At 67.8% G+C, this 23,448-nt stretch carries 24 protein-coding genes and 2 riboswitches; of the genes, 14 read left to right on the top strand and 10 right to left on the bottom strand.

Annotated elements, in window-relative coordinates; all coding sequences use genetic code 11:
• Positions 1-117: 117 nt before the first annotated feature.
• From gcvH to EZ216_RS18040, 6 genes are all read right to left on the bottom strand, one after another.
• A complete protein-coding gene (gcvH, locus tag EZ216_RS18065; protein ID WP_135251187.1) occupies positions 118-489 on the bottom strand; it encodes a glycine cleavage system protein GcvH in 372 nt (123 codons plus the stop codon).
• Between the two features lie 38 nt (positions 490-527).
• The gene (gene gcvT, locus EZ216_RS18060) at positions 528-1,661 is read right to left on the bottom strand and encodes a glycine cleavage system aminomethyltransferase GcvT (RefSeq protein WP_135251186.1); all 1,134 of its coding nucleotides are present in this window, start codon (positions 1,659-1,661) and stop codon (positions 528-530) included.
• Between the two features lie 42 nt (positions 1,662-1,703).
• Positions 1,704-1,803, bottom strand: a riboswitch (glycine riboswitch).
• A gap of 11 nt (positions 1,804-1,814) precedes the next feature.
• Positions 1,815-1,904, bottom strand: a riboswitch (glycine riboswitch).
• Positions 1,905-1,924: 20 nt separating this feature from the next.
• Positions 1,925-3,202, bottom strand: a complete 1,278-nt coding sequence (locus EZ216_RS18055; RefSeq protein ID WP_135251185.1) for a TRAP transporter large permease — start codon at positions 3,200-3,202, stop codon at positions 1,925-1,927.
• Complete coding sequence (locus tag EZ216_RS18050) at positions 3,199-3,693, bottom strand: TRAP transporter small permease (RefSeq protein WP_135251184.1); 495 nt, start codon at positions 3,691-3,693, stop codon at positions 3,199-3,201. Before EZ216_RS18050 ends, EZ216_RS18055 begins: the two co-directional genes overlap by 4 nt.
• 87 nt (positions 3,694-3,780) lie before the next feature.
• Positions 3,781-4,719: a TRAP transporter substrate-binding protein gene (locus tag EZ216_RS18045; RefSeq protein WP_439126747.1), complete on the bottom strand. Its 939-nt coding sequence runs from the start codon at positions 4,717-4,719 to the stop codon at positions 3,781-3,783.
• 127 nt (positions 4,720-4,846) lie between these two features.
• The gene (locus EZ216_RS18040; protein WP_135251182.1) at positions 4,847-6,523 is read right to left on the bottom strand and encodes an electron transfer flavoprotein-ubiquinone oxidoreductase; all 1,677 of its coding nucleotides are present in this window, start codon (positions 6,521-6,523) and stop codon (positions 4,847-4,849) included.
• Positions 6,524-6,652: 129 nt separating this feature from the next.
• Here EZ216_RS18040 and EZ216_RS18035 point away from each other — a divergent pair, with 129 nt between their 5' ends.
• Genes EZ216_RS18035 through EZ216_RS18025 form a run of 3 tightly spaced genes read left to right on the top strand, consistent with a single transcriptional unit; the run spans position 6,653 to position 8,759 of the window.
• Entirely contained in the window at positions 6,653-7,435 is a 783-nt protein-coding gene (locus tag EZ216_RS18035) for an SDR family oxidoreductase (protein WP_135251181.1), read from the top strand.
• An 11-nt stretch (positions 7,436-7,446) separates the two neighbouring features.
• Positions 7,447-8,343, top strand: coding sequence for a DMT family transporter (locus EZ216_RS18030; RefSeq protein ID WP_135251180.1), 897 nt, complete (start codon positions 7,447-7,449; stop codon positions 8,341-8,343).
• Complete coding sequence (locus tag EZ216_RS18025) at positions 8,340-8,759, top strand: acyl-CoA thioesterase (RefSeq protein WP_135251179.1); 420 nt, start codon at positions 8,340-8,342, stop codon at positions 8,757-8,759. The genes EZ216_RS18030 and EZ216_RS18025 overlap by 4 nt, the downstream gene beginning before the upstream one ends.
• Before the next feature lie 61 nt (positions 8,760-8,820).
• Here the strand turns inward: EZ216_RS18025 and EZ216_RS18020 are convergent, their stop codons facing one another.
• Together EZ216_RS18020 and EZ216_RS18015 are read right to left on the bottom strand one after the other, a co-directional pair.
• Positions 8,821-9,054, bottom strand: a complete 234-nt coding sequence (locus EZ216_RS18020; RefSeq protein WP_135251178.1) for a DUF2630 family protein — start codon at positions 9,052-9,054, stop codon at positions 8,821-8,823.
• Positions 9,055-9,146: 92 nt separating this feature from the next.
• A complete protein-coding gene (locus EZ216_RS18015) occupies positions 9,147-10,106 on the bottom strand; it encodes a glycerophosphodiester phosphodiesterase (RefSeq protein ID WP_135251177.1) in 960 nt (319 codons plus the stop codon).
• A gap of 156 nt (positions 10,107-10,262) precedes the next feature.
• Here EZ216_RS18015 and EZ216_RS18010 point away from each other — a divergent pair, with 156 nt between their 5' ends.
• Positions 10,263-10,649, top strand: coding sequence for an Imm50 family immunity protein (locus EZ216_RS18010; RefSeq protein ID WP_135251176.1), 387 nt, complete (start codon positions 10,263-10,265; stop codon positions 10,647-10,649).
• 52 nt (positions 10,650-10,701) lie between these two features.
• The gene (locus EZ216_RS18005) at positions 10,702-11,139 is read left to right on the top strand and encodes a hypothetical protein (RefSeq protein WP_135251175.1); all 438 of its coding nucleotides are present in this window, start codon (positions 10,702-10,704) and stop codon (positions 11,137-11,139) included.
• A gap of 333 nt (positions 11,140-11,472) precedes the next feature.
• On the opposite strand, the gene EZ216_RS18000 is transcribed toward EZ216_RS18005, so the two are convergent.
• Positions 11,473-12,438, bottom strand: coding sequence for a Bug family tripartite tricarboxylate transporter substrate binding protein (locus tag EZ216_RS18000; protein WP_135251174.1), 966 nt, complete (start codon positions 12,436-12,438; stop codon positions 11,473-11,475).
• Between the two features lie 178 nt (positions 12,439-12,616).
• Here EZ216_RS18000 and EZ216_RS17995 point away from each other — a divergent pair, with 178 nt between their 5' ends.
• The 5 genes from EZ216_RS17995 to EZ216_RS17975 all read left to right on the top strand — a co-directional run bounded on the left by EZ216_RS17995 (position 12,617) and on the right by EZ216_RS17975 (position 17,579).
• A complete protein-coding gene (locus tag EZ216_RS17995) occupies positions 12,617-12,991 on the top strand; it encodes a hypothetical protein (RefSeq protein ID WP_135251173.1) in 375 nt (124 codons plus the stop codon).
• A 100-nt stretch (positions 12,992-13,091) separates the two neighbouring features.
• Entirely contained in the window at positions 13,092-14,810 is a 1,719-nt protein-coding gene (locus EZ216_RS17990; RefSeq protein WP_135251172.1) for a long-chain fatty acid--CoA ligase, read from the top strand.
• Between the two features lie 25 nt (positions 14,811-14,835).
• Positions 14,836-15,828, top strand: a complete 993-nt coding sequence (locus EZ216_RS17985) for a catalase family protein (protein WP_135251171.1) — start codon at positions 14,836-14,838, stop codon at positions 15,826-15,828.
• Positions 15,829-15,873: 45 nt separating this feature from the next.
• Positions 15,874-16,101, top strand: a complete 228-nt coding sequence (locus EZ216_RS17980; protein WP_135251170.1) for a hypothetical protein — start codon at positions 15,874-15,876, stop codon at positions 16,099-16,101.
• A gap of 185 nt (positions 16,102-16,286) precedes the next feature.
• Positions 16,287-17,579: an SDR family oxidoreductase gene (locus EZ216_RS17975; RefSeq protein WP_135251169.1), complete on the top strand. Its 1,293-nt coding sequence runs from the start codon at positions 16,287-16,289 to the stop codon at positions 17,577-17,579.
• A 225-nt stretch (positions 17,580-17,804) separates the two neighbouring features.
• Here the strand turns inward: EZ216_RS17975 and EZ216_RS17965 are convergent, their stop codons facing one another.
• Positions 17,805-18,167, bottom strand: coding sequence for an SPW repeat domain-containing protein (locus EZ216_RS17965; protein ID WP_135251168.1), 363 nt, complete (start codon positions 18,165-18,167; stop codon positions 17,805-17,807).
• A 143-nt stretch (positions 18,168-18,310) separates the two neighbouring features.
• Between EZ216_RS17965 and EZ216_RS17960 the strand changes: the two genes are divergently transcribed.
• The 4 genes from EZ216_RS17960 (at position 18,311) to EZ216_RS17945 (ending at position 23,398) form a co-directional block, all read left to right on the top strand.
• Positions 18,311-19,108: a hypothetical protein gene (locus tag EZ216_RS17960; protein ID WP_135251167.1), complete on the top strand. Its 798-nt coding sequence runs from the start codon at positions 18,311-18,313 to the stop codon at positions 19,106-19,108.
• A gap of 186 nt (positions 19,109-19,294) precedes the next feature.
• Positions 19,295-20,413: an S-(hydroxymethyl)glutathione dehydrogenase/class III alcohol dehydrogenase gene (locus tag EZ216_RS17955; RefSeq protein ID WP_135251166.1), complete on the top strand. Its 1,119-nt coding sequence runs from the start codon at positions 19,295-19,297 to the stop codon at positions 20,411-20,413.
• Entirely contained in the window at positions 20,413-21,252 is an 840-nt protein-coding gene (fghA, locus tag EZ216_RS17950) for an S-formylglutathione hydrolase (RefSeq protein ID WP_135251165.1), read from the top strand. Before EZ216_RS17955 ends, fghA begins: the two co-directional genes overlap by 1 nt.
• Before the next feature lie 142 nt (positions 21,253-21,394).
• Positions 21,395-23,398 carry a hypothetical protein gene (locus tag EZ216_RS17945; protein ID WP_135251164.1) on the top strand — a complete coding sequence of 668 codons (2,004 nt, stop codon included), beginning with the start codon at positions 21,395-21,397 and terminating at the stop codon, positions 23,396-23,398.
• The last annotated feature ends 50 nt before the right edge of the window (positions 23,399-23,448 follow it).

Raw genomic sequence — 23,448 nt, 5'->3', positions numbered from 1 at the left:
ACTCCTCGAAGGTTGTCATTGCGGGCTCGACCCGCAATCCATCTCCGGCTGCTCGCGCCCGCACGGATGCAAGCGTCCGGAGATGGATGCCGGGTCAAGCCCGGCATGACAGTTGAATCAGGCGTTCTTCGCGAACTCGCCGTAAGCCGTCTCGTCCATCAGCCCTTCGAGCTGCGACGCGTCGGCCACCTTCACCCTGAAGAACCAGCCCTGGCCCAGCGGGTCGCTGTTGGCCAGCGAGGGGTCGGCGCGCAGCGCCTCGTTCACCTCGGTCACTTCGCCGTCCAGTGGCATGTACACGTCGGCCGCGGCCTTCACCGATTCGACGACGCCGGCGACTTCGCCCTTGGCGTAGGTCTTGCCGACTTCCGGCAGGTCGACATAGACCACGTCGCCCAGCGCGTCCTGCGCGTGGACGGTGATGCCCACGGTGGCGGCGGCACCCTCGGTGCGGATCCATTCGTGTTCCTGGGTGTACTTGACGGTCATGGCGCTTCTCCTGTTGTCCTCGGTTGATTATTGGGGCTTCAGCCGCGGTAGTACCGCTGCGGCACGAAGGGCATGGGCGCGACTTCCATGGGCACGGCCTTGCCGCGAACCATGGCATTCAGCCGCGTGCCGGCGGCGGCATGCGCCGCGTCGACGTAAGCCATGGCGACGGGCTTGTCGATGGTGGGGCCCAGCAGGCCGCTGGTGACTTCACCGACTTTCCGGCCGGCCGCGTCCTGCAGTTCGGTGTGCTCTCGCACGGGCACGCGTTCCAGCCCGACCAGGCCCACGCGCTTGCGGGCCACCGGCACCTTGCCGTCGATCTGGCCCAGCACCTTGTCCGCGCCGGGGAAACCGCCCGCGCGCTCGCCGCCCGTGCGGCGCACCTTCTGGATGGACCAGTTCAGCGCCGCTTCGGTGGGCGTGGTGGTCGTGTCGATGTCGTTGCCGTACAGGCACAGGCCCGCTTCCAGCCGCAGCGAATTGCGAGCGCCCAGGCCGATGGGCTTCACCTCGGGTTGCGCCAGCAGCGCGCGGGCCAGCGCTTCGGCTTGCGAGCCGTCGACGGAGATTTCGTAGCCGTCTTCACCGGTGTAGCCGCTGCGCGTGACGTGCAGTTCGCCGCCTTCCCAGGCGAAGCTTTCGCCGGTCATGAACACCAGCTTCTCCACGCCAGGCACCAGGCGCTTGAATGCATCGACCGCCTTCGGGCCCTGCAGCGCCAGCAGCGCGCGCTCGGGCATGTTGATCACCTTGCAGCGCGAGCCGATGCTCTTTTCGATCAGCGCCAGGTCGACCGCCTTGCAGGCACCGTTGACGATGACGAACAGGTCGTCGCCGCGGTTGACGATCATGAGGTCATCGACGATGGTGCCTTCTTCGGTCATCAGCAGGCCGTAGCGCTGCTTGCCGCGGCCCAGGCCGACGATGTCGGCGGGCACCAGCGTCTCGAAAGCCGTGGCGGCATCGGCGCCTTCCAGCCGCAGCTGGCCCATGTGCGAGATGTCGAACAGGCCGGCGGCTTCGCGCGTGTGCTTGTGCTCGGCGATCAGGCCGGCAGGGTACTGCACCGGCAGCGAATAGCCCGCGAAGGGCACCATGCGGCCGCCGAGCTCGAGATGGAGCGCGTGCAGCGGCGTGAGTAGAAGCTCGGGCGTGGCGGTGGCGGACAAGCGGCTCTCCAGGGGCGTTCTCGAACCATGGCATTCACCATGGGCGCCCCGGCTGTCCGCTTTACCTGAGAGATTCACCGCCGTCGCCGGGGTTTGCTCCTTCGGTGGGCGCCGTGCGGCGCCTCTCTCCAGCCAGGCATCACCCGGCGAACCGGGTGGCCGTCAGTCCTTTTGCCTGAGCGTTCGGCTGTGCGCCTGCGCCTTCGGCGGCTCCTCGGGAGAGCTCTCTCCTGACAACCCGCGCATTGTATGCGCGGGCCGCCTCACTTCGCGTACACCAGGTCCCGCAAGCCCAGCGACAGCCCCGGCACGTACGTGATCACCATCAGGCACGCCAGCACCACCAGCACGAACGGCACCAGCTGGGTGACGATGCGGTCCAGCGAGATGCGCGCCACGGTGCAGGCGGCGAACAGGTTCACGCCGAAGGGCGGCGTGATCATGCCCAGCGCCAGGTTCACCACCATGATCAGCCCGAAGTGCACCGGGTCGATGCCGAAGTGCTGGGCCACCGGCGCCAGGATGGGCGCCAGCACGATGATGGAAGCGCTGGTCTCGATGAACATGCCGATGACGAACAGCGCGGCGTTGACGCCCAGCAGGAACATCGCCGGGCTCTGCAGCACCGATTCCAGCCAGCGGCCGATGGCGTCGGGCACGCCGGCGCGCGTGATCAGGAAGGCGAACAGGCCGGCGTTGGCGATGATGAACATGATCACCGCCGACGAGATGACCGACTTGCGCAGGATGGCGTACAGGTCCTGCACGCCGATCTCGCGGTAGATCAGCATGCCGACCACCAGCGCGTAGAACACCGCCACGGCGGAAGCTTCCGTCGGCGTGAAGATGCCGCCGTAGATGCCGCCCAGGATGATCACCGGCATCATCAGTGCCCAGCCCGCCTGCAGCAGCGCGCGGCCGAAGGGCAGGCGGCCTTCGCCGTCATGCTTGCCCCAGCCCTTCCACTTGCAGTAGACCCAGACGAACAGCATCAGCGCGCCGCCGATCAGCAGGCCCGGGCCGAAGCCCGCGATGAACAGCTCGCCGATGGACACTTCGGCGCTGACGCCGTAAAGGATCATCGGGATGGACGGCGGGATGATCACGCCCAGTTCCGCGCTGGTGGCCTGCAGCGCCGCCGCGTAGTTGGTGGGATAGCCGTGCTTGATCAGCGCCGGGATCAGGATGGCGCCGATGGCGAAGGTGGTGGCCACCGACGAGCCCGACACCGCCGCGAAGATCATGCAGGTCAGCACGCAGGTCATGGGCAGGCCGCCCTGCACGCCGCCGACGATGCTCTTGGCGAATTCCACCAGGCGACGCGAGATGCCGCCCGTCTCCATCAGGTTGCCCGCCAGGATGAAGAACGGGATGGCCGCCAGCGGGAATTTGTTGATCGACGCGAACATCTCCTTGGCGGAGATGAGCATGTTGGCGTTGGCCGCCTGGATGCCCAGGACCGAAGCCAGGCCGATGGAGACGGCGACCGAGACGCTGAGCGCGAAGCACAGCACCATCGTGGTGAGCATGGCGGCGGTCATTGCGCGGTCTCCAGTTCCAGGCGCTGCGGGTCCAGGTAGTTGCCGGCGATGCCGAAGATCGAGAAGAGCGCCCCCACGGGCATGGCCACGTAGCCCCAGAACATCGAGATCGATTCCAGGCCCGCCATCGACTGCACCTTGCCGCGCACCGAGTAGTCCCAGCCCCACCACAGGATGACCAGCACCAGCGCCAGCGCGGCCAGGCTGACCACGGCGTCGAGCACGCGCCGGAATTTCGGCGGCGACCAGCGATAGAGCACGTCCACGCTGACCATCGCGCCCTGGCGGAACGCGGTGGGAATGCCCAGGAACACCATCCAGATCAGCGACAGGCGGATCAGGATCTCGGTCCATTCGGCCGGCGTTTCGAGGATGAAGCGCGTGACGATCTGGTACATGCCCAGCACACTGGCCGCCACCAGCATCAGGCAGGCACCGGCCATGGCGAAGCCGGTGGTTGCGCGTTCAAGGCGCAGGAACTGGTCTTTCAAGGGAGGCCCTCGCTCGGTCGGGAGAGGCCCGCTCTGGCGGCGGGCTTCGGGAGAAGGAAGGGCCGGGCTTGCGCCCGGCCCGCCGCGTCACTTGACGGCGCGGATCTTGTCCAGCGTGGCCTTGCCGAACTGCTTCTCGAACTCGGCGTTGACCGGGGCCAGCGCCTGCACGAACTTCGCCTTGTCCACGTTGTCGATCACGGTCATGCCCTTGGCGCGCAGGTCGGCCACGCCCTTGGCGTCGTCCTCGTCCACGCGCGCGCGGTTGGCCTTGGTGCCTTCCTTGGCCGCTTCGATGAAAGCCTGCTTGTCGGCCGCGCTGAGCTTGTCGAACGCCGCCTTGTTCATCAGGAAGATGCAGGGCGAGTACACGTGGCCGGTCAGCGTCAGGTGCTTCTGCACCTGGTCGAACTTGGCGGAGATGATGACCGACAGCGGGTTCTCCTGGCCGTCCACCGTGCCCTGCTGCAGGGCGGTGAACACTTCCGGGAAGGCCATCGGCGTGGTGATGATGCCGAAGCCCTTGTAGGCGGCGATGTGCACGGGGTTTTCCATCGTGCGCATCTTCAGGCCCTTGAGGTCCTCGGGCGCCTTCACGTCGCGCTTGCTGTTGGTCATGTGGCGGAAGCCGTTTTCCGCCCACGCCAGCGCCTTGAAGCCCTTGGCGTCGAACTTGGTCAGCATGTCCTGGCCGATGGGGCCGTCCAGCACCGCGCGGGCGTGCGCCTTGTCGCGGAACAGGAAGGGCACGTCCAGCACCTTGGTCTCGGGCACGAAATTGGGGATCGGGCCGGTGGAGGAGAAGGTCAGTTCCTGCGTGCCCAGCTGCACGGCCTCGATGGACTCACGCTCGCCGCCCAGTGCACCGTTGTAGAAGGTCTGTACCTTGTAGCGGCCGCCGGTGCGCTTCTCGACTTCCTTCGCGAAGGTGTCGATGGCGACGCCCTGGTGCGAGTTCTGCGCCGTGGAAATGCTGATGCGCATGGTGGTCTGCGCCAGCGCCGCGCCGCTCACGGCCAGTCCCATGGCCAGAGCTGCAAACAATCGATTTAGTTTCACGCCGTGTCTCCTTGCGATGCCTTTTTGCGGAAGGCGCAAGGATGGGGCGCGGTGCGGGTTTTCGCTACGGGGGTAACACGTACCCCCGCGCTTCCTACATGTTCGTGTAGTTCGGCCCGCCGCCGCCTTCCGGCACCACCCACACGATGTTCTGCGTGGGGTCCTTGATGTCGCAGGTCTTGCAGTGCACGCAGTTCTGCGCGTTGATCTGAAGGCGCTCGTTGCCGGTGCCTTCGTCCTTCACGAACTCGTACACGCCCGCCGGGCAATAGCGCGCTTCCGGCCCCGCGTACTTGTGCAGGTTGATGTTCACCGGCACCGTGGGATCCTTCAGCGTCAGGTGCGCCGGCTGGTTCTCTTCGTGGTTGGTGTTGGAGATGAACACCGACGACAGCCGGTCGAACGTGAGCTTGCCATCCGGCTTCGGGTACACGATGGGCTTGAACTGCGCGGCCGGCTTCAGGCACGCGTAGTCGGGCTTGTCGCGGTGCAGGGTCCACGGCACGTGGCCGCCCAGCAGCTTGTGCTCGATGCCGTTGGCGATGGTGGCCGTCCACAGGCCCTTCTTGAACCAGGCCTTGAAGTTGCGCGTGCGGTTGAGCTCTTCGTGCAGCCAGCTTTTCTCGAAGGCTTCCGGGTACGCCTTCAGTTCGTCATGCGAGCGGCCTTCGCCCAGCGCGGCGAAAGCGGCTTCGGCGGCCAGCATGCCGGTCTTGATGGCGGCGTGGCTGCCCTTGATGCGCGCGGCGTTCAGGTAGCCCGCGTCGTCGCCCACCAGCGCGCCGCCCGGGAACACCTGCCTGGGCAGCGACAGCAGCCCGCCCGCGGTGATGGCGCGCGCGCCGTAGCCCAGGCGCTTGGCGCCTTCCAAGTACCAGCGGATGCGCGGGTGCGTCTTCCAGCGCTGCAGCTCCTCGAACGGGCTGAGGTAGGGGTTGGCGTAGTCCAGGCCCACCACGTAGCCCAGCGCCACCTGGTTGTTTTCCATGTGGTACAGGAACGCGCCGCCGTACGTGTCGTTCGGCAGCGGCCAGCCCGCGGTGTGCACCACCAGGCCCGGCTGGTGGCGCGAGGGCTCGACTTCCCACAGCTCCTTGATGCCGATGCCGTAAGCCTGCGGATCGCGTCCCTCGTCGAGCTTGAAGCGCGCGATGAGCTGCTTGCCCAGGTGGCCGCGGCAGCCTTCGGCGAAGATCGTGTACCTGGCATGCAGCTCCATGCCCAGCTGGAAGTTTTCGGTGGGCTGGCCGTCCTTGCCGACGCCCATGTTGGCCGTGGCCACGCCCTTGACCGAACCGTCGTCGTTGTAGAGCACCTCGGCGGCCGGGAAGCCCGGGAAGATCTCCACGCCCAGCGCTTCGGCCTGCTGTGCCAGCCAGCGCGTGACGTTGGCCAGGCTGACGATGTAGTTGCCGTGGTTCCGGAAGATCCAGGGCAGCGCGAAGTTGGGCACGCGCACGCCGCCGTGTTCCGACAGGAAGATCATCGCGTCTTCGGTCACCGGCTGGTTGAGCGGCGCGCCCTTGGCCTTCCAGTCGGGGATGAGTTCGCCCAGCGCGCGCGGGTCCATCACGGCGCCCGAGAGGATGTGCGCGCCCGGCTCGCTGCCTTTCTCGAGCACGACCACGGACACTTCGTTGCCTTTTTCCGCCGCCAGCTGCTTCAGCCGGATGGCGGTGGAAAGGCCTGCGGGCCCGCCGCCGACGACGACCACGTCGTACTCCATGGCTTCGCGGGGACCGTACTGGGCGAGGATCTCTTCTGGCGTCATGGGCTGGATAAACTGCCGCTTCCGGCGCCGCCACCGCGGCGGCGTCCAGGGGCGCAAGGATTCTAGTGGCCGCGTTGCGCGGCAGATGGCCTTCCGGCGACTCACGCAGCTTTTAGGCAGGAGACTCAGGTGAGCTACAGCATCGACCTTTCGGGCCGCGTCGCTTTCGTGACCGGCGCATCCAGCGGCCTCGGCGCCCAGTTCGCGCGCACGCTGTCGCGCGCCGGCGCCGCCGTCGTGCTGGCCGCGCGCCGCATCGAGAAGCTGAAGGACCTGCGGGCCCAGATCGAAGGCGAGGGCGGCGACGCGCACGTGGTGGGCATGGACGTCACCGACGTGGGCAGCATCAAGGCGGCCGTGGCGCACGCGGAGACCGAAGTGGGCTCCATCGACATCCTGGTGAACAACTCGGGCGTCAGCACCACCCAGCGCATCCAGGACGTGACCGAGGAAGACTACGACTACGTCTTCGACACCAACACCCGCGGCGCCTTCTTCGTCGCGCAGGAAGTGGGCAAGCGCATGCTGGCGCGCGCCCGCGGCTCGGCGCCGGGCACCTTCACCGGCGGGCGCATCATCAACGTGGCTTCGATGGCTGGCATTCGCGCGCTGCCGCAGATCGGCGTGTACGCCATGAGCAAGGCGGCGGTCATCCACATGACGCGCGCCATGGCGCTGGAGTGGGGCCGCTTCGAGATCAACGTCAACGCCATCTGCCCCGGCTACATCGACACCGAGATCAACCACCACCACTGGTCCACCGAGCAGGGCCAGAAGCTCATCCAGATGCTGCCGCGCAAGCGCGTGGGCAAGCCCGAGGACCTGGACGCGCTGATCGTGCTGCTGGCCAGCAGCGAAAGCCACTTCGTCAACGGCTCCATCATCGGCGCCGACGACGGCTTCGGCATTTGACGCGCGGGGGCATGGCCGGCGGCGTGGCCGCCGGGTTGGTGGCCGGCGCGCTGTGGGGCCTGGTGTTCGTGGCGCCGCGCATGGTCACGGGCTTCTCGTCCGTCGACCTCACCGCGGGCCGCTTCCTCTCTTACGGCGCGGTGTCGGTGCTGATGCTGCTGTGGGCCGCGCGCGGTCCGCGCCGCGTGCCAACGGGTTCGCAGGCGCTGGCCGCCATCGGCATGAGCGTGCTCGGCTTCACCGGCTACTACCTGCTGCTGGTGCTGGCCATCCGCGATGCGGGCACCGAAGTGCCCACGCTCATCATCGGGACGATCCCCATCTGGGTGATGCTGCTGGGCAAGCCCGAGCACCTGCTGTGGCGATCGCTGGTGCCAGGCCTGTTGCTCACCGCGGCGGGGCTCGGCCTGATGATGGCTTCGCCGCACGCGGGCACCACCGCCGCCGGATCGCCGAACTACTGGCGCGGCATCGTGCTGGTGTTGCTGGCGCTGGCATGCTGGACCGCCTTCGCCATCCTCAATGCCGCGTGGATGAAGAAGCACCGCGACGTGAACGCCACCGAGTGGGCCAACTGGCTGGGCGTGGCCACGGGGTTGGGCGCGCTGGTGCTGTGGCTGGTGGCGGGCTCGCCCGCGCGTGAACTGGCCGCGCAGCCTCAACTGCCCTTGTTCGCTACGTTGGCCGTCGCCACCGGCTTCGGCAGCGCGTGGCTGGCCACCATCCTGTGGAACGTCGCCAGCCGGCGCCTGTCGGCCAGCCTGTGCGGCCAGCTGATCGTCAGCGAGACGCTGTTCGCGCTGGTCTATTCTTTCGCCTGGGACGGGCAATGGCCCACCCCAGCCCAATGGGCCGCCTGCGTGCTGTTCACGCTGGGCATCCTGGCCTCCATCCGAGCGCACCGATGAAACTCGAACTGCCTGAAAACAAGAAGCTCGTCCACGAAATGACCACCGGCATCCGCTGGGGCGACATGGACGCCATGGGCCACGTGAACAACACGCTGTACTTCCGCTACCTGGAGATGGCGCGCATCGACTGGCTCACCGCCATCGGCTGCGCGCCCAACCCGCTGGGGCAGGGACCGCTGATCATCAACGCCTTCTGCACCTTCCACAAACAGCTGGAATTCCCCGGCGACATCCGCGTGAAGATGTACGCCAGCGACCCGGGCCGCACCTCGTTCGAAAGCTGGGCGACCATCGAGCGCCTGGACGACCCCGGCGTCATCTACGCCAGCGGCGGCGCGACCACGGTGTGGGTGGACTTCCCCGCCCAAAAGTCCGTCCCCATGCCCGACTGGTTCCGCCAGCACGTCACCTGACTTGCCTTTCCTCCCTCTCCCCCTGGGGAGAGGGCCGGGGTGAGGGCTATCCCCGCGCGATTTACCCCTCGTAGTTCTCCACCGTCCCCGGATCCCTGACCTGCGCGGCGTCCGGATCCTCCCCAAACTCCGCCTTCGCCCTGCGCTGCCGCAGCAGATCCCAGCACTGGTCCAGCTGCTCCTGCACGTGCCGAAGCCGCTTCTGCGAGTCCTCGCTGTTCGTGCCTTGCGCCCGCAGGCGCTTCTCTTCTTCGACCAGGCTGGAGATGTTGTCGAGAACGTCCGTGTCTTGCATGGTGCGCGCTCCTTTGTGGTGCCCGCCCAGTGTGGACCATTCCGGCGCCGCAGTGGCTCGTCCTTGCCGATCAGCACGGATGAGCGGCCAGACTACTTCACCGCCTCCGGCAGCGGCATGCCCTTCTTCTGCATCACGTTGCGCACGCGGTCCGGGTAGTCCGAGATGATCCCGTCGACGCCCCATTCGATGAGGCGGGCCACGTCGGCTTCCTCGTTCACGGTCCACGGAATCACCTGCAGCCCCATCGCCTGGCCCTGCTTCACGGTGTCGGCCGTCAGCGCCTGGAAGTTGGGCGACCAGATGGTGCCGCCCGCCGCCTTCACCATGCCCGGCACGCTGCCATGCTGGGCCCGGGTGAACCCGGCGCTGAACACGGGCGAGTCGAAGCTGTTGGTGCCGCGCTGTGACTGCCACGTGAGATAGACCGTGCGCATCTTCGGTGCCAGCGTCTTCAGCACCTGCAGCGTGCGCCAGTCGAAGCTCTGGATCATCACGCGGTCTTCCATCCCCGCATCGCGAATCACCTTCAGCAGCGCCTGCACGAAAGGCTCGGGTTCCAGCGTGTTGGCCGGGTTGTCCAGGTCGATCTTGGTTTCGATGTCGAACTGCACCTTGTCCGCGCCCAGGCGCTTGACCAGGTCGAACACCTCGGTGAGCTTGGGCATGCGCGTGCCGTCGATGGATTGCTGCGTGGCGGCGAAGGGCTTGCCGTACTTGCTCTCCGGCTTGAGGCGCCCGACGTCGTACTGCTGCGACTGCTCGTAGGTCAGTTGCCTGATGACGACCGGCTTGGTGAGCCACTGCCCATCCGGCCCGCGCGCCAGTTCGGGATTTAGCACCGGGTCGTGCGAAATGATCACCACCCCATCCGACGTGATCGCCGCGTCCATCTCCAGCGTGGTCACCCCGATGCGCAGCGCGCGCTCGAAGGCGGGGAGGGTGTTCTCGGGCATGTTGCCGCGGGTGCCCCGATGGCCTTGGAGGTCGAAGGCGTGGGAGGAGAGGGTGAGGGCGGCGAGGGCGAGGGTGGTGAGAAGCTTCTTGGGCATGGCTTGTGATCGGCGGGAGGCCGTCAGTGTGCCTGCGAACTTAAGCCGCGCGCATCCGGCAGGATTTGCTGGTGCCGGAATCCATGCTCCGTATAGTCGCACCTGGATGCCGGAGGGGGAGGCATGGACGCCTTCACGTGAGTTGCACAAGACGCCATGGACTGGTTCGCGCTGCTTGAAAACCCAAAAGCCCTGCAGGCCTACTACCCTGCTGCGCCCGACTTGAGCGGCGTCGTCTTGCATTCGATCGGATTCCGGCGTGACGGACCGATGGCCGAGCTGGTGATTGACCTGCCCGCCTTTCCCGCGAAGCCCTCTCCCCGGTGGCCTGTGGAAGCCAACACGTGCCAAGTCCGGCTCCAGTCGATCGATCTTCAATCTGTCGAACTGTCGCGCTGGGGAACGGGCGTTGTGGGAGACCTGAAGGTGTCGAAGACCGCGCACGGCGTCGGCCTCGAGTTCTCCGGCGAGGCGATGTTCCGCCTGGATGGCAGGTGGCTCCGCGTGGAGAGCGTCACTGGGTACGTTCGAGGCGCGTTCTGACAGCGCCCGCGAAGCGGCACCCGCTCACGGATCAACTTCGACATCGTGCGTCATGAAGCCGATCGATCAGAAAGCGTTCTCGAAGCTTCGGCTCCCCCATCTCCTGCCGGGAAAGCCGGTTTACCGCGTGTGGAACTTCGAATACCTGGGCAGTCATTGGCTTGGCCATGTGCACGGCTTCAGCCACGTCCTTCGTCCGTATTCAAGCCCGTTCCGGACCGTGTCGATCGCCATCGACATGCGGGACGCCTCGGATGAAGATCTGCGGCGGGCATCCGCGCGACTCGGAATGCACATGGACCGATCGCTTACTGCGCAGGAATGCCTTGACAGGTACGGTGCACCGCTCGCGACCCAGGAGTTCGCGAGCGATCGCAAGACGTTCTGCTTCAGGACATCCCCCGGATACGAGGTGGGTCTCACGATCCTGAATGCCGGCGGGCTCGTCTATTTCACGATGGATAGCGAGCGAGCCACGCGAACGTCATGACAGTGAGTCGCAGACACAAACGTCCCGCCGCCGGTTTCGAGCAGTCGCGGGCTGTGGCGGCATTCACCGCCGATTCCGCTGTCCCGCGATCGGCAACGAACTGTCCGTCACGCCATCCGGCATTGCAACTCTGGTGGCATGGGCACCGGAACCATCGCAGGACGTCGACGAAGTGGACTACAGGGGTGCCACTATCGCTTCCCAGTGGCGCTGAGTCCCCTTTTCCACATCTGCTTTCTTCGGGCGAGCGCTTAAGGCCGGATGGCGGGGCGCGTCGGTATTCCCTTGCGCCCGCACCCCCGTTTCAATGGCGAGCAATGAAGCTCGGCACTGTCAATCCATCTTCGCCCCCGACTTCTTCACCGCCTCCGCCCACCGCGGCATCTCCGCATTCAGGTACCTCGCGAAATCATCCGCGCCGAGAAACGCCGGATCCGCCCCCTGCGACACCATCCGTGACCGCACCTCCGGATTCGACAGCACCTGCTTGAACGCATCACTCAACTTGTTCTTCACGTCGGCCGGCAACCCCGCAGGTGCCAGGAAGCCGTAGAAGCCGACAACCTCGAAGTCCTTCACCCCACTCTCGATCACCGTCGGCACCTCCGGCAGCGCCGGATTCCTCTCGCGGCTGGTGACCGCCAGCGCCTTCACCTTCCCCTGCTTGTGATACGCCGCCGCCTGCGGAATCGACTCGGCCATGAACTGCACCTGGCCGCCCATCAGGTCGGTGAACGCGGGCGCGCTGCCGCGGTAGGGGATGTGCACCATGAACAGGCCCGTGGCGCTCTTGAACATCTCCGGCGCCAGGTGGCTGATGCCGCCGTTGCCGGCGCTGCCGTAGTTCACCTGGCCGGGACGGGCCTTCGTGTACGCGACGAAATCCTTCAGCGAGTTCACCGGCAGCTTGGGGTTCACCAGCAGCGCCAGCGGCTGCATGGCGGTGCGGGCGATGGGCGTGAAGTCGCGCGTGGTCTGGTAGGGCAGCTTCGAGTACAGGGCCGGGTTGATCACCATCACGCCGGTGTTGGCCAGCATCAGCGTGTAGCCGTCGGCCGGTGACTTCATCACTTCCTGCGCGCCCACGGTGCCGCCGGCGCCGCTCTTGTAATCGATGATGATCGGCTGGCCCAGCACGGCCTGCAGCCGGTCCGCCAGCAACCGCGCGTGCTGGTCCAGCGGCCCGCCGGCCGGGAAGCCGATGACCACGCGAATGGGTTTCTCGGGGAAGGCCGCATGGGCGTGGAAGGCGGCGACCGCGGCCAGCAGCAGGATCGAACGGCGGAACAGGCGTCTCATGGTGGTTTCTTCGGTGAGGGAACGATCGGCGGTCGATCATAGGTGCCGGCATGGGGTGCTCACCCAGGCAGGCGCTCGGTGCTTCCCCTGTGGCTGAGCTCATGCGGCTTTCGCTAGGCTTGCCCTGGCGCCGTCGCAACGCCTTCCCTTTGTCTCTTGCGAATCCCCGGAGTCCAATTTGAAAGTCTCTCGCCACCTCCCCGCCCTTTCCCTGCTCGCCCTGGCCTTCGCCGCCCCGGCCATCGCGCAAGACGTCAAGGCCGCCCTGCTGGCGCCGGAAGGCTTCAAGGTGGATTGGATCTGCATCGACAACACGCGCCGGTTCACCGGGCGCTCGGAAGTCGCGTTCAAAGAGGAGGGCGGCAAGATCGTCGCCAACGTGAACAACTTTTCGCGCGGCACGTGCAAATCGGACGTGACCATGGGCGAAGCGGGTCCCAGCTGGCCCGGTTGCCGCGGCACGGTCCTGCAGATGAAGTTCAACACCAACGACAAGTCGGTGCCATTCACGGGCGCTGGCGGCGATTGCACCTACGAATTCAGGCCGCGGTGACGCGCGGGTTGCTTGCGGGAGGCCCTGCCCGTCACTCGCGCGACCCGCTCCGTGCTTCCCCGATGCTCCGATGAGCCGGCGTTGGCATAGGCTTCGCCTCATGCCGTTCACGCAAGTTCCCGTTCCCGACCGCCCGCAGCACCGGGTCTGGCCCAGGCGCCTGCCGCACTGGATGACGCCGCCGCAGACGTCGTTGTTCGACAACCTCGCCATTTCCGCGCGCCGCTGGCCGGGCAAGCCCGCGCTGGTGTTCTTCGACCGCACGCTCACCTACCCGCAGGTGGTGGCCATGGCCGAGCGGCTGGCCGCGCGGTTGCACGCCATGGGCGTGCGCAAGGGCGACCGGGTGATGCTGGACATGCAGAACTGCCCGCAGCTCATCATTGCCCACTTCGCCATCCTGCGCGCCAACGCGGTGGTGGTGCCGGTCAACCCGATGAACCGGGCCGAAGAGCTCAAGCACTACATCACCGACCCCGACGCCAAGGTCGCCATCTGCACCGGCGACGTGGCGGCCGAGATCGCCAAGGCCGACGCGCAACTGCCCGCGGAGCAGCGCCTGGCGCAGCTCATCGTCACGCAGTACGCCGACGCTTTCGATCCCGCCGCGCAGGGCCCCACGGCGCCGCCGCCCGCGTGGCACGACTGGCTGTTCACGCGCCACCCGTTGCCCGCACTGGAAAGCGGGCAGGTGATGGCGTGGACCGAGGCGCTGGACAACTCGCTGCCGGTGCCGCCTTCCGAAGTGGGCCCCGAAGACCTGGCCGTGCTGCCCTACACCAGCGGCACCACCGGCCTGCCCAAGGGCTGCATGCACCCGCACCGCAGCCTGATGCACAACGCGGTGGCCAGCATGGCCTGGGGCAACGGCACGTCCGAAAGCGTGGTGCTGCTGGTGGTGCCCATGTTCCACATCACCGGCATGGTGAGCGTGATGCACTCGTCCGTCTACATGGGCGCCACCATCGTGCTGATGCCGCGCTGGGACCGCGAACTGGCGGGCCGGCTGATCTCCCGCTGGAAGGTCACCACCTGGACCAACATCCCGACCATGGTCATCGACCTGATGGCCAGCCCCAACTTCGAGCAGTACGACCTGTCCAGCCTGGTGCACATCGGCGGCGGCGGCGCGGCCATGCCGCAAGCGGTGGCGCAGCGCCTGTTCGAGCAGTTCAACCTGCGCTACGTGGAAGGCTACGGCCTCACGGAGACGGCGGCGCCTTCGCACAGCAACCCCACCGACGCGCCCAAGCAGCAGTGCCTGGGTGTGCCGTTCATGAGCTGCGACGCGCGCATCGTCGATCCGGAAACGCTGAAGGAAGTGGCCACCGGCGAGCAGGGCGAGATCATCGTGAACGGGCCCATGGTGTTCAACGGCTACTGGAAGCGGCCCGAGGCGACGCAAGCCGCCTTCATCGAATTCGAAGGCAAGCCTTTCTTCCGCACCGGCGACCTGGGCCGCACCGACGAGGAAGGCTACTTCTTCATCACCGACCGGCTCAAGCGCATGATCAACGCCAGCGGCTTCAAGGTGTGGCCGGCGGAGGTGGAAGCCCTGATGTTCCGCCACCCCGCCATCGCCGAAGCTTGCGTCATCTCGGCCAAGGACGCGTACCGCGGCGAGACGGTGAAGGCGGTCGTGGTGCTGCGCGCCTCGCACAAGGGCCAGGTGACGGAGCAGCAGATCATCGATTGGTGCAGGGACAACATGGCGGTCTACAAGGTGCCGCGCATCGTGCAGTTCGCCGATGCGCTGCCCAAGAGCGGCAGCGGCAAGGTGATGTGGCGCACGCTGCAGGAGGCCGAAGCGCGCGGCTGACCCCGCGCGCAGGAAGGAGGGCGACATGCCCAGCATGCCCGGGCCCAGCACGCGCTGGGCCGAGAAAGTGGAACCCGACGAGGAGCAGCGCTTCGCGCGCTACGGCGAGCTGTTCCGGCAGATCCAGGAAGGCCGCGCCAAACGCTGGGGCGCAGGCCGCACGCTGCACCGCAAGCAGCTGGTCGTCGCCCATGGTTCGCTGGAAGTGCTGGATGGCCTGGCGCCCTATGCCAAGTACGGCCTCTTCGCGGAGCCGCGCGACTACGAAGTGGTGGTGCGCTTGTCCAACGGCGGCCTGGACAACGCGCCCGACCGCGTGCCCGACATCCGCGGCTTCGCCATCCGCGTGATGGGCGTGCAGGGGCTTTCCGCGCTGGGAGGCGAAGCGACGACCCAGGACTTCACCCTGATCAACCAGGAAGCCTTCGCTTTCCCGCGCGCGGAAGAGTTCGTCGAGTTCGTCAACGCGGCTTCGCAGGGCAACGGCGCGCTGTTCAGGCACGTGCTGCGCCGTTATGGCGTGCTGGGCGCGCCCAAGCGGCTGGCCGGCATGCTGAAGACGGTGGCGCGGCCCTTCAGCGGCTTCGCCACCGAGAAGCTGTACAGCACGCTGCCGATGGCCAACGGGCCGTACGCCGTGCGCGTGCGGCTGGTACCGGCGGACACCAATGGGCCGTCGCACCTGGGCGCGCGGTCGGATTGGGGCGGTGATTTCTGCGAACGGCTGAGGAAGCACCCATTGCACTGGGACATGCAGCTGCAGTACTTCGCCAACGAGAAGCTCACGCCCATCGAGGACGCTTCGGTGAATTGGCCCACGCCGTACACGACGGTGGCGCGGTTGATGTTGCCGCGGCAGGACCCCCATTGCGAATCGGGCGTGGCGCTGGCGCGCGAAGTGGAAGGCGGCGTCATCGACCCGTGGCGCGGCCTGGCGGAGCACCGCCCGCTGGGCGAGGTGCAGCGCGCGCGCAAGGCCATCTACTACATCAGCCAGCAGGGGCGCGGCGCCACCTGAGCGCGGCACGCGGTTTGCCGCTGTCGGGGTGAACGGAGACCACCCATGAAGCCTGAGCCCAGCGACCGACACCGCAAATTCGTCCGCAACGCGGCGCCCGAGCGCAACGAGCAGGCGCCGCTGGGGCCGCATCCCAGTTATGACGAAGTGCTGGACGTGGGGGTCGAGTACACGTTTCCTGCGAGCGATCCCGTGGCCGTGCAGAGTTCGGCGAAGGATGCGGCGGAGCGGGAAGAGCGGCGAGGTCAGCGTCACCGCGACCGCCCCCGATGAGGCGTCGTCCCTGCGGATGCGGGAATGACGAAGAGGAGCGTGGGAAATCCATCTCCTGCCGCCACGGCTTTGCCGGCGCTGCGTGCAAGGTGGTTCATGCGAACCAGTCCAGGTACACGCACCCCCGCGCGTGGCCCGGCATTGCAAGCCGTTACCGCCTCGCTTTGCCGGATGATCGGCATGCCATGCGCATCCTCCTCACCGGTTCCACCGGATTCATCGGCGGCGCCATCGCCCGCGCCTTGCTGGCGCAAGGGCACGAACTCGTCTGCCCGGTGCGCGATCCCTCGCGCATGCCGCCGGCCGCGCGCTGCATCGCCGTGCGCACGGACTTTTCGCAGGTGCCTTCGGCGGACTGGTGGCTGCCGCACCTGTCCGAAGTGGACGCGGTGGTCAACGCCGTGGGCATCCTGCGCGAAGGCCCGGGCCAGACGTTCGAGTCGCTGCATCACCTGGCGCCGGCCGAGCTGTTCCTCGCTTGCGCGCAGGCGGGCGTGCGCTGCGTGATCCAGATCTCTGCTCTTGGCGCGGATGCGCAGGCGCAGAGCCGCTACCACCGGAGCAAGCGCGCCGCCGACGAAGTGCTGCGCGGCCTGCCGTTGCGGGGCGCCGTCGTGCAGCCTTCGCTGGTGTTCGCGCCGCAAGGCGCCAGCAGTGCGCTCTTCATGGGTCTGGCCACGGCGCCGGTGCTGCTGCTCCCCGGCGGCGGCCGCATGCCGGTGCAGCCGGTGCACCTGGATGACGTGGTGGCCGGCGTGCTCGGGCTGCTGGCCGACCCGCCGCCGACTGTCGAGACCATCGCTTTCGTGGGACCGCGCCCCGTCGCGCTGCGCGAGTACCTGGATGAGTTGCGTGTGCAGCTGGGCTTGGGTGCGCCCGCCTTCCAGGGCCCGATGCCTTCGGGATTGTTCCTGGCCGCAGCGCGAGTCGCGGGACGCATTCCCGGCAGCTCGCTGGACGAAGAGACGGCCGGCATGCTGCTGCGCGGCAACGCCGCATCGCCGGAACGCTTCACGCTGTTGCTCGGCCGCTCGCCGCGTGCGTCCGAGCGCTTCCTCGATCGCGGCGAAGGCGAAGCCATGCGCGCCCACGCGGTGCTCGACTGGGCGGCGCCTGCGTTGCGCCTCGCGCTGGCTTTCCTCTGGCTGTGGACGGCCGCGGTGTCGTTCGGCCTCTACCCGGTGCACGACAGCTACGCGCTGCTGGCGCGCGTGGGGCTGCACGGCGCCACGGCGAAGGTCGCGCTCTACGGCGCCGCGCTGCTCGACCTGGTGCTGGGCTTGCTCACGCTCACGGCACCCGTCCGGTGGCGCTGGTGGATATGGCCCGCACAGCTGGCACTCGTCGCCGGCTACACCTTGCTGATCACCGTTTTCCTGCCCGAACAGTGGCTGCACCCCTACGGACCGATCAGCAAGAACCTGCCGATCATGGCGGCGATCGCGCTGCTGTGGGGCCTGGAGCCGCGGCGGCGCTGACATGGACTGCCTCACGACCCGGTGGCTGCACTTCCTGTCCTCGACGGTCCTGTTCGGCGCGGGCATCGGCTCGGCGTTCGGCGGAGATGACGGTGCGCAGGCATGCGCACCCACCCGCGGCGCCGCGCACGTGCGCCGGATGCGGCGCCGCGGGCCACGGGCCCGAGGCGAACTACTGCCAGCAGTGCGGGCAGGCGTTGCCGCCCGCGCGCTGGCGTCGCGCGCTCAGCCGACCAGCCGGTTCCACCACGCGCCGTAGTCCTTGTCGATCGCCAGCACCCAGAGGGTGAGGACGAGGGCGGCGAGGCCGGTGCACAGCGCCACCTGCACCGCCAGCTGCACGCCCGCGAAGCCCAGGATCCAGGGCGATGCCATCAGCAGGATGCCGACGGCCGCGCCGAACCACTCTTCCCAGGCGGCCGGCAGCACCAGTTCGCCCACCGACGCGGCTATGAGCAGCACGCCGGCGACCACCAGCGTGGCCATCGCCATTCGCGGCTGCGTCAGGCCGAGCGCCCAGGGGGCGATGATCAGCCAGACCCCCAGCAACCCCATCACCGGGTCCTGCCAGTGCTTCCATGTTTTCATGGCTCATCTCCTTGCCGCGCATTCCCAGCGCGCGGCACATCGTTGGACTGGCGCGCGCGCCGCGGGTTCAGCCCGGCCGCAGCGCGTTGCTGCGGACCGACAGCACTGTCGCGCAGGCGCCCTCGCGGGATAGCATGCCAGCCATGCAAGAAGTCCCGCCCTGGTACCGCTCGGTCGCCGTCAAGAGCTGCCTCATCGCTTTCGTGGCCACGCACATCCCCTTGCTCGGCCTGATCGCCGTCATCGTGCTGCGGCCCGAGTGGCTGTCGCCCTGGGGCGTGTTCCTGGCCGCGCTGGTGTTCACGCTGGTGGCCACCGGCATTGTCATCGGCGTGCTGTGGCGGATGTTCCGCCCGCTGCGCGACGCGGCCGACGGCCTGCATGTCTTCATGAGCGAAGGCCGCCTGTTCGCGCCCACCGGTGGCGGCCGCGACGAGGTCGGCCGGCTGGTGCAGACGCTGGTGAAGTCGCTGGCTCACGTCGAGCGCGGGCGCGCCGCGCTGCTGGATGCCGGCGCCTTCGCGCTCGCCAGCCACGGCGAAGCGGGCGGCACCGCCATGCCGTCGCGCGGCTGGCTGGCGCTGGTGGAAGTCGACCAGTGGGAAGAGCTGGACCGCGAAGGCCGCCCGCGCGACCTGATGGCCGTGCAGAGGGCGATGACCGCCACGCTGCAGGAAGTGCTGACCGACGACGAACTGCTCATGCCCTGGGGCCGCGGCCGCTGCCTGGCCATGCTGCTGGGCTCCGGCACCGAAGTGGTGGAGCGGCTGGAAGCCGCCTGCCGGCGCGTGCCCGTCGGCGAAGCCGAGGTCCACCTCACCGCCAGCGCCGTCGTCGAACCGAGCGAAGCCGGCCCGCGCTCCTGGGCCGCGGGGCTGCAGCGGCTGGAGAACAAGCTCTTCGCGCTGCGCATGCGCGGGGCTCAAGCTCAGGTGGCCTAGGGGCCGAGAACTCCCTTACGCAGAGTGCGCAGAGGACGCGCAGAGGACGCGGAGAAGAATTACTCAAAGGTTTTCCTCTCTGCGACCTCTGCGCTTCCTCTGCGTCCTCTGCGTAAGGGTGTCCGCATTCCTGCATTTCTCTATCCACCCGCGTACAGTCGCGGCTCCTTCTCCAAAGGAGTCCGCATGAAATCCCGCGCCGCCGTCGCCTTCGGGCCGGGCCAGCCGCTCGAAGTCGTCGAGATCGACGTCGAACCGCCGAGGAAGGGCGAGGTGCTCGTGCGCATCTCGCACACCGGCGTGTGTCACACGGATGCGTTCACGCTGTCGGGCGAAGACCCGGAAGGCCTGTTTCCCGTCGTGCTGGGCCATGAAGGTGCCGGCATCGTGGTCGAGGTGGGCGAAGGCGTCACCAGCGTCAAGCCGGGTGACCACGTCATCCCGCTGTACACGGCCGAGTGCGGCCAGTGCCTGTTCTGCCAGTCGGGCAAGACCAACCTGTGCGTCGCCGTGCGCGCGACGCAGGGCAAGGGCGTGATGCCGGACGGCACCTCGCGCTTCTCGTACCAGGGCAAGCCGCTGTACCACTACATGGGCTGTTCGACGTTCAGCGAGTACACCGTGGTGGCCGAGGTGTCGCTGGCCAAGATCAGCCCCGATGCCAACCCCGAGCAGGTGTGCCTGCTCGGCTGCGGGGTGACCACCGGCCTGGGCGCGGTGAAGAACACCGCGAAGGTGCAGCCGGGCGACAGCGTGGCGGTGTTCGGCCTGGGCGGCATCGGGCTGGCGGTGATCCAGGGCGCGAAGCTGGCCGGCGCGGGCCGCATCATCGGCATCGACACCAACCCTTCCAAGTTCGAACTCGCGAAAACTTTCGGCGCGACGGACCTGGTGAACCCGAAAGACCACGAGAAGCCGATCCAGCAGGTGATCGTGGAGATGACCGGCTGGGGCGTAGACCACTCGTTCGAATGCATCGGCAACGTGCAGGTGATGCGCGCGGCGCTGGAATGCGCGCATCGCGGCTGGGGCCAGTCGGTGATCATCGGCGTGGCCGGTTCCGGGCAGGAGATTTCCACCCGGCCGTTCCAGCTGGTGACGGGCCGCCGCTGGCTGGGCACCGCGTTCGGCGGCGTGAAAGGCCGCAGCCAGCTGCCCGGCATGGTGGACGACGCGATGGCGGGCCGCATCCAGCTGGCGCCTTTCGTGACCCACACCATGCCGCTGGCGGGCATCAACGAAGCCTTCGACCTGATGCACGAAGGCAAGTCGATCCGCTCCGTCGTGCACCACGTGGCGGCGTGATGGAAAAAGTCGAACAGCACGCCAGCTTCGGCGGCCGCCAGGAAGTCTGGGCGCATGCCTCGGACGCGCTGGGCTGCCGCATGAAGTTCGGCATCTACCTGCCGCCGGCGGCGCTGCTGGGCGAGAAGCGGCCGGTGCTGTACTGGCTGTCGGGCCTGACGTGCACCGAGCAGAACTTCATCACCAAGGGCATGGTGCAGGAGCACGCCGCGCGGCACGAGCTGATCGTCGTCGCGCCGGATACCAGCCCGCGCGGAGAAGGCGTGGCGGACGATCCCGCGTACGACCTGGGGCAGGGCGCCGGTTTCTACGTCGATGCCACGCAGGCGCCTTGGTCAACGCACTTCCGCATGCAGGACTACGTCAGCCGCGAACTGCCGGCGCTGGTCGAAAGGCATTTCCCGGCGACGAGCGTGCGCGGCATCTCCGGCCACTCCATGGGCGGCCACGGCGCTCTCGTCACGGCGATGCGTCATCCGGGCCGCTACCGCAGCGTGTCGGCGTTCTCGCCGATCGTGGCGCCGGCGTCCGTCCCCTGGGGCCAGAAGGCACTCATTACTTATGTGGGGCCGGACCGCGAATCGTGGAAGGCGTGGGACGCCTGCGAGTTGGTGAAGGCGGGCAAGGCCGGCGGGCTCGAACTGCTGGTGGACCAGGGCACCGCCGACGAATTCCTGGAAGGCCAGTTGCAGCCGCAGCGGCTGAAGGAAGCCTGTGATGCGGCCGGTGTCTCATGCACATTGCGGCTGCAACCCGGCTACGACCACAGCTACTACTTCATCGCCAGCTTCATCGGCGATCACGTCGATCACCACGCCGTGGCGTTGAACCGCGTCTAGTTGTCCATGGGCGCGGGCTCGATGTCCGTGCCCCATGTCTCGCGCGCGACTAGGGTACGCCATGAGTCCGCGCCGGATGGCGTGCCTCCATACTCCTCGCGCGCCGCAGCACCGAATGCGGCGACATCAAGGAGACAAGACGATGAAGGTAAGGGAAGCAGGGCTTCTGGCCCTGGGCAGCGTCGTGGCCGCCGTTCTGGTGGCTTGCGGTGGCGGAGGAGGAGGAGATGCGGGCGCGGGTGGTGTTTCCATCAATGGACTGGCCGCCACGGGCGCGGCGCTGGGCAGCGCCTCGGTAGCGGTCAAGTGCGTCGGCGGCACCGCCACCGGCACCACCAACACCGACGGCACGTTCACCATCCAGGTCGCGGCGCCTGCCGCCGTGCCTTGCCTGGTGCAGGTTTCCAAGGGCGGCACCGTGCTGCACAGCATCGCGCTGGCGTCCGGCCGCATCAACGTCACCCCCGTCACGGACCTGGCCGTGGCGCGCGCGGTGGGCGGCGAGCCCGCGGCCGCTTACGAAGGCTTCGACGCGGCCAAGGCTGCAGCCATCACCGCCAGGCTGGCGGATGCGCGCACCTATGCCAACGAGCAGGTCGGCAGGCTGTCCGGCGGGCTGCTGGCCGGCGATCCGATGACCAAGCCATTCGCCGTCGGCGACGCGGACGACAAGCTGCTGGACAACCTCGCCGCCGCGCTGGCCGCGGCGGGCAAGGGCCTGAGCGAGCTGCATGCCGCCGCGGGGGCGGGCACCGACGTGCGCGCCGCGCTGCCGCCCGAGGAAAGCCGGCCGCACGACACCTTCGCCTATGCGTTGAACGGGACGGACGCGGCGGCGACGACGTTCGCGGCGATGGCGGCGATGGGCGGCGACACGGTGGACATGTCCACGACTTCGCGCTGGGCGGGCGTGCTGGACGGCGCGGGCTACCGCATCGAGGTGCCGGCCGCCTGGAACGGCGAACTGGTGATGTACGCGCACGGCTATGCCGGCGAAGGCCTGGCGCTAGCGTCGGTGAACAGCAGCATCCGCCGCTACCTGATCCAGCACGGCTACGCGTGGGCGGCCTCCAGCTACAGCAAGAACTCGTACGACGTGCGGGCCGGCATTGAAGACACCAACAAGCTGGCGCTGAAGTTCATCAGCATCGCCGCAGCGCGCGGCCGCACGCTGGCGGCGCCGACGCGCAACTGGATCATCGGCCAATCGATGGGCGGCCACGTGGCCGCCGCCGCAGTGGAAGCCGAGACGCTGGCGACGGTGAACAACAAGGTGCGGTACGACGGCTCGATGCCGATGTGCGGCGTGGTGGGCGACACCAAGCTTTTCGACACCTTCGTGGGCCTGCAGGCCGCGGCGCACTTCCTGGGCGGCAGCCCCACGGTGCCTCTGAACCAGTGGAGCGTGATCAAGACGCAGGTGACCAGCACGCTGTTCAACAATTTCCCGGGCACCAACGTGCAGCCCAACGGCAGCGCGGGCGCCGCGTACTTCTCGGTGCTGCGGAATCTGACCGGCGGAAACCGGCCGCTGGTGGACATCGGCTTCTCGGCGGGCGGCAGCTTCGCCGGCGGCCCCTACAGCCTCTTCGGCACGACCACGGTCAACACCGGGCTCACCACCCAGCCGACGGGCGACACGTCGCAGATCGTCTACAAGGTGGATGGCAACGACACACTGTCGGCGCAGTTGAACAGCACCGCGCCCAAGGCCACCGAGCCCGCCGACGCCAACCGCCTGCGCCGTGACGGCCTGCGCTGGATTCCGAAGGTGAACGGGCAGCCCCAGGTGCCGGTGCTCACCCTGCACACGCTGGGCGACCTCTTCGTGCCGTTCAGCATGGAACAGGTGTACCGGCAGCGGCTGGAGGCGAACGGCAACGGCGGCAAGGTGGTGCAGCGCGCCATCCGCGGCGCCACGCACTGCGACTTCACCAACGCGGAGATGGAAAAGGGCTTCGCCGACCTGGTGGCCTGGGTGAAGCAAGGCACCAAGCCGGCCGGGGACGACGTGGTGACGCCGTCCACCGTGGCGGATGCGCACTACGGCTGCACCTTCACCAACAACACGACGACGGCCGACGATTCGACGTCGACGGCGAACCTGCGGATGGCCATCCTGGGGGCCGGCCGCACGTGCCCGTGACGGTGTCCGCACGATGACGATGGAAACCGCGCCCCGGCGCGGTTTCTTTT

The sequence above is a fragment of the Ramlibacter humi genome (assembly GCF_004681975.1).
Classification (GTDB): domain Bacteria; phylum Pseudomonadota; class Gammaproteobacteria; order Burkholderiales; family Burkholderiaceae_C; genus Ramlibacter; species Ramlibacter humi.
Note: the sequence above shows the minus strand (reverse complement) of the source record. Positions and strands in the feature narration are given on the sequence as shown.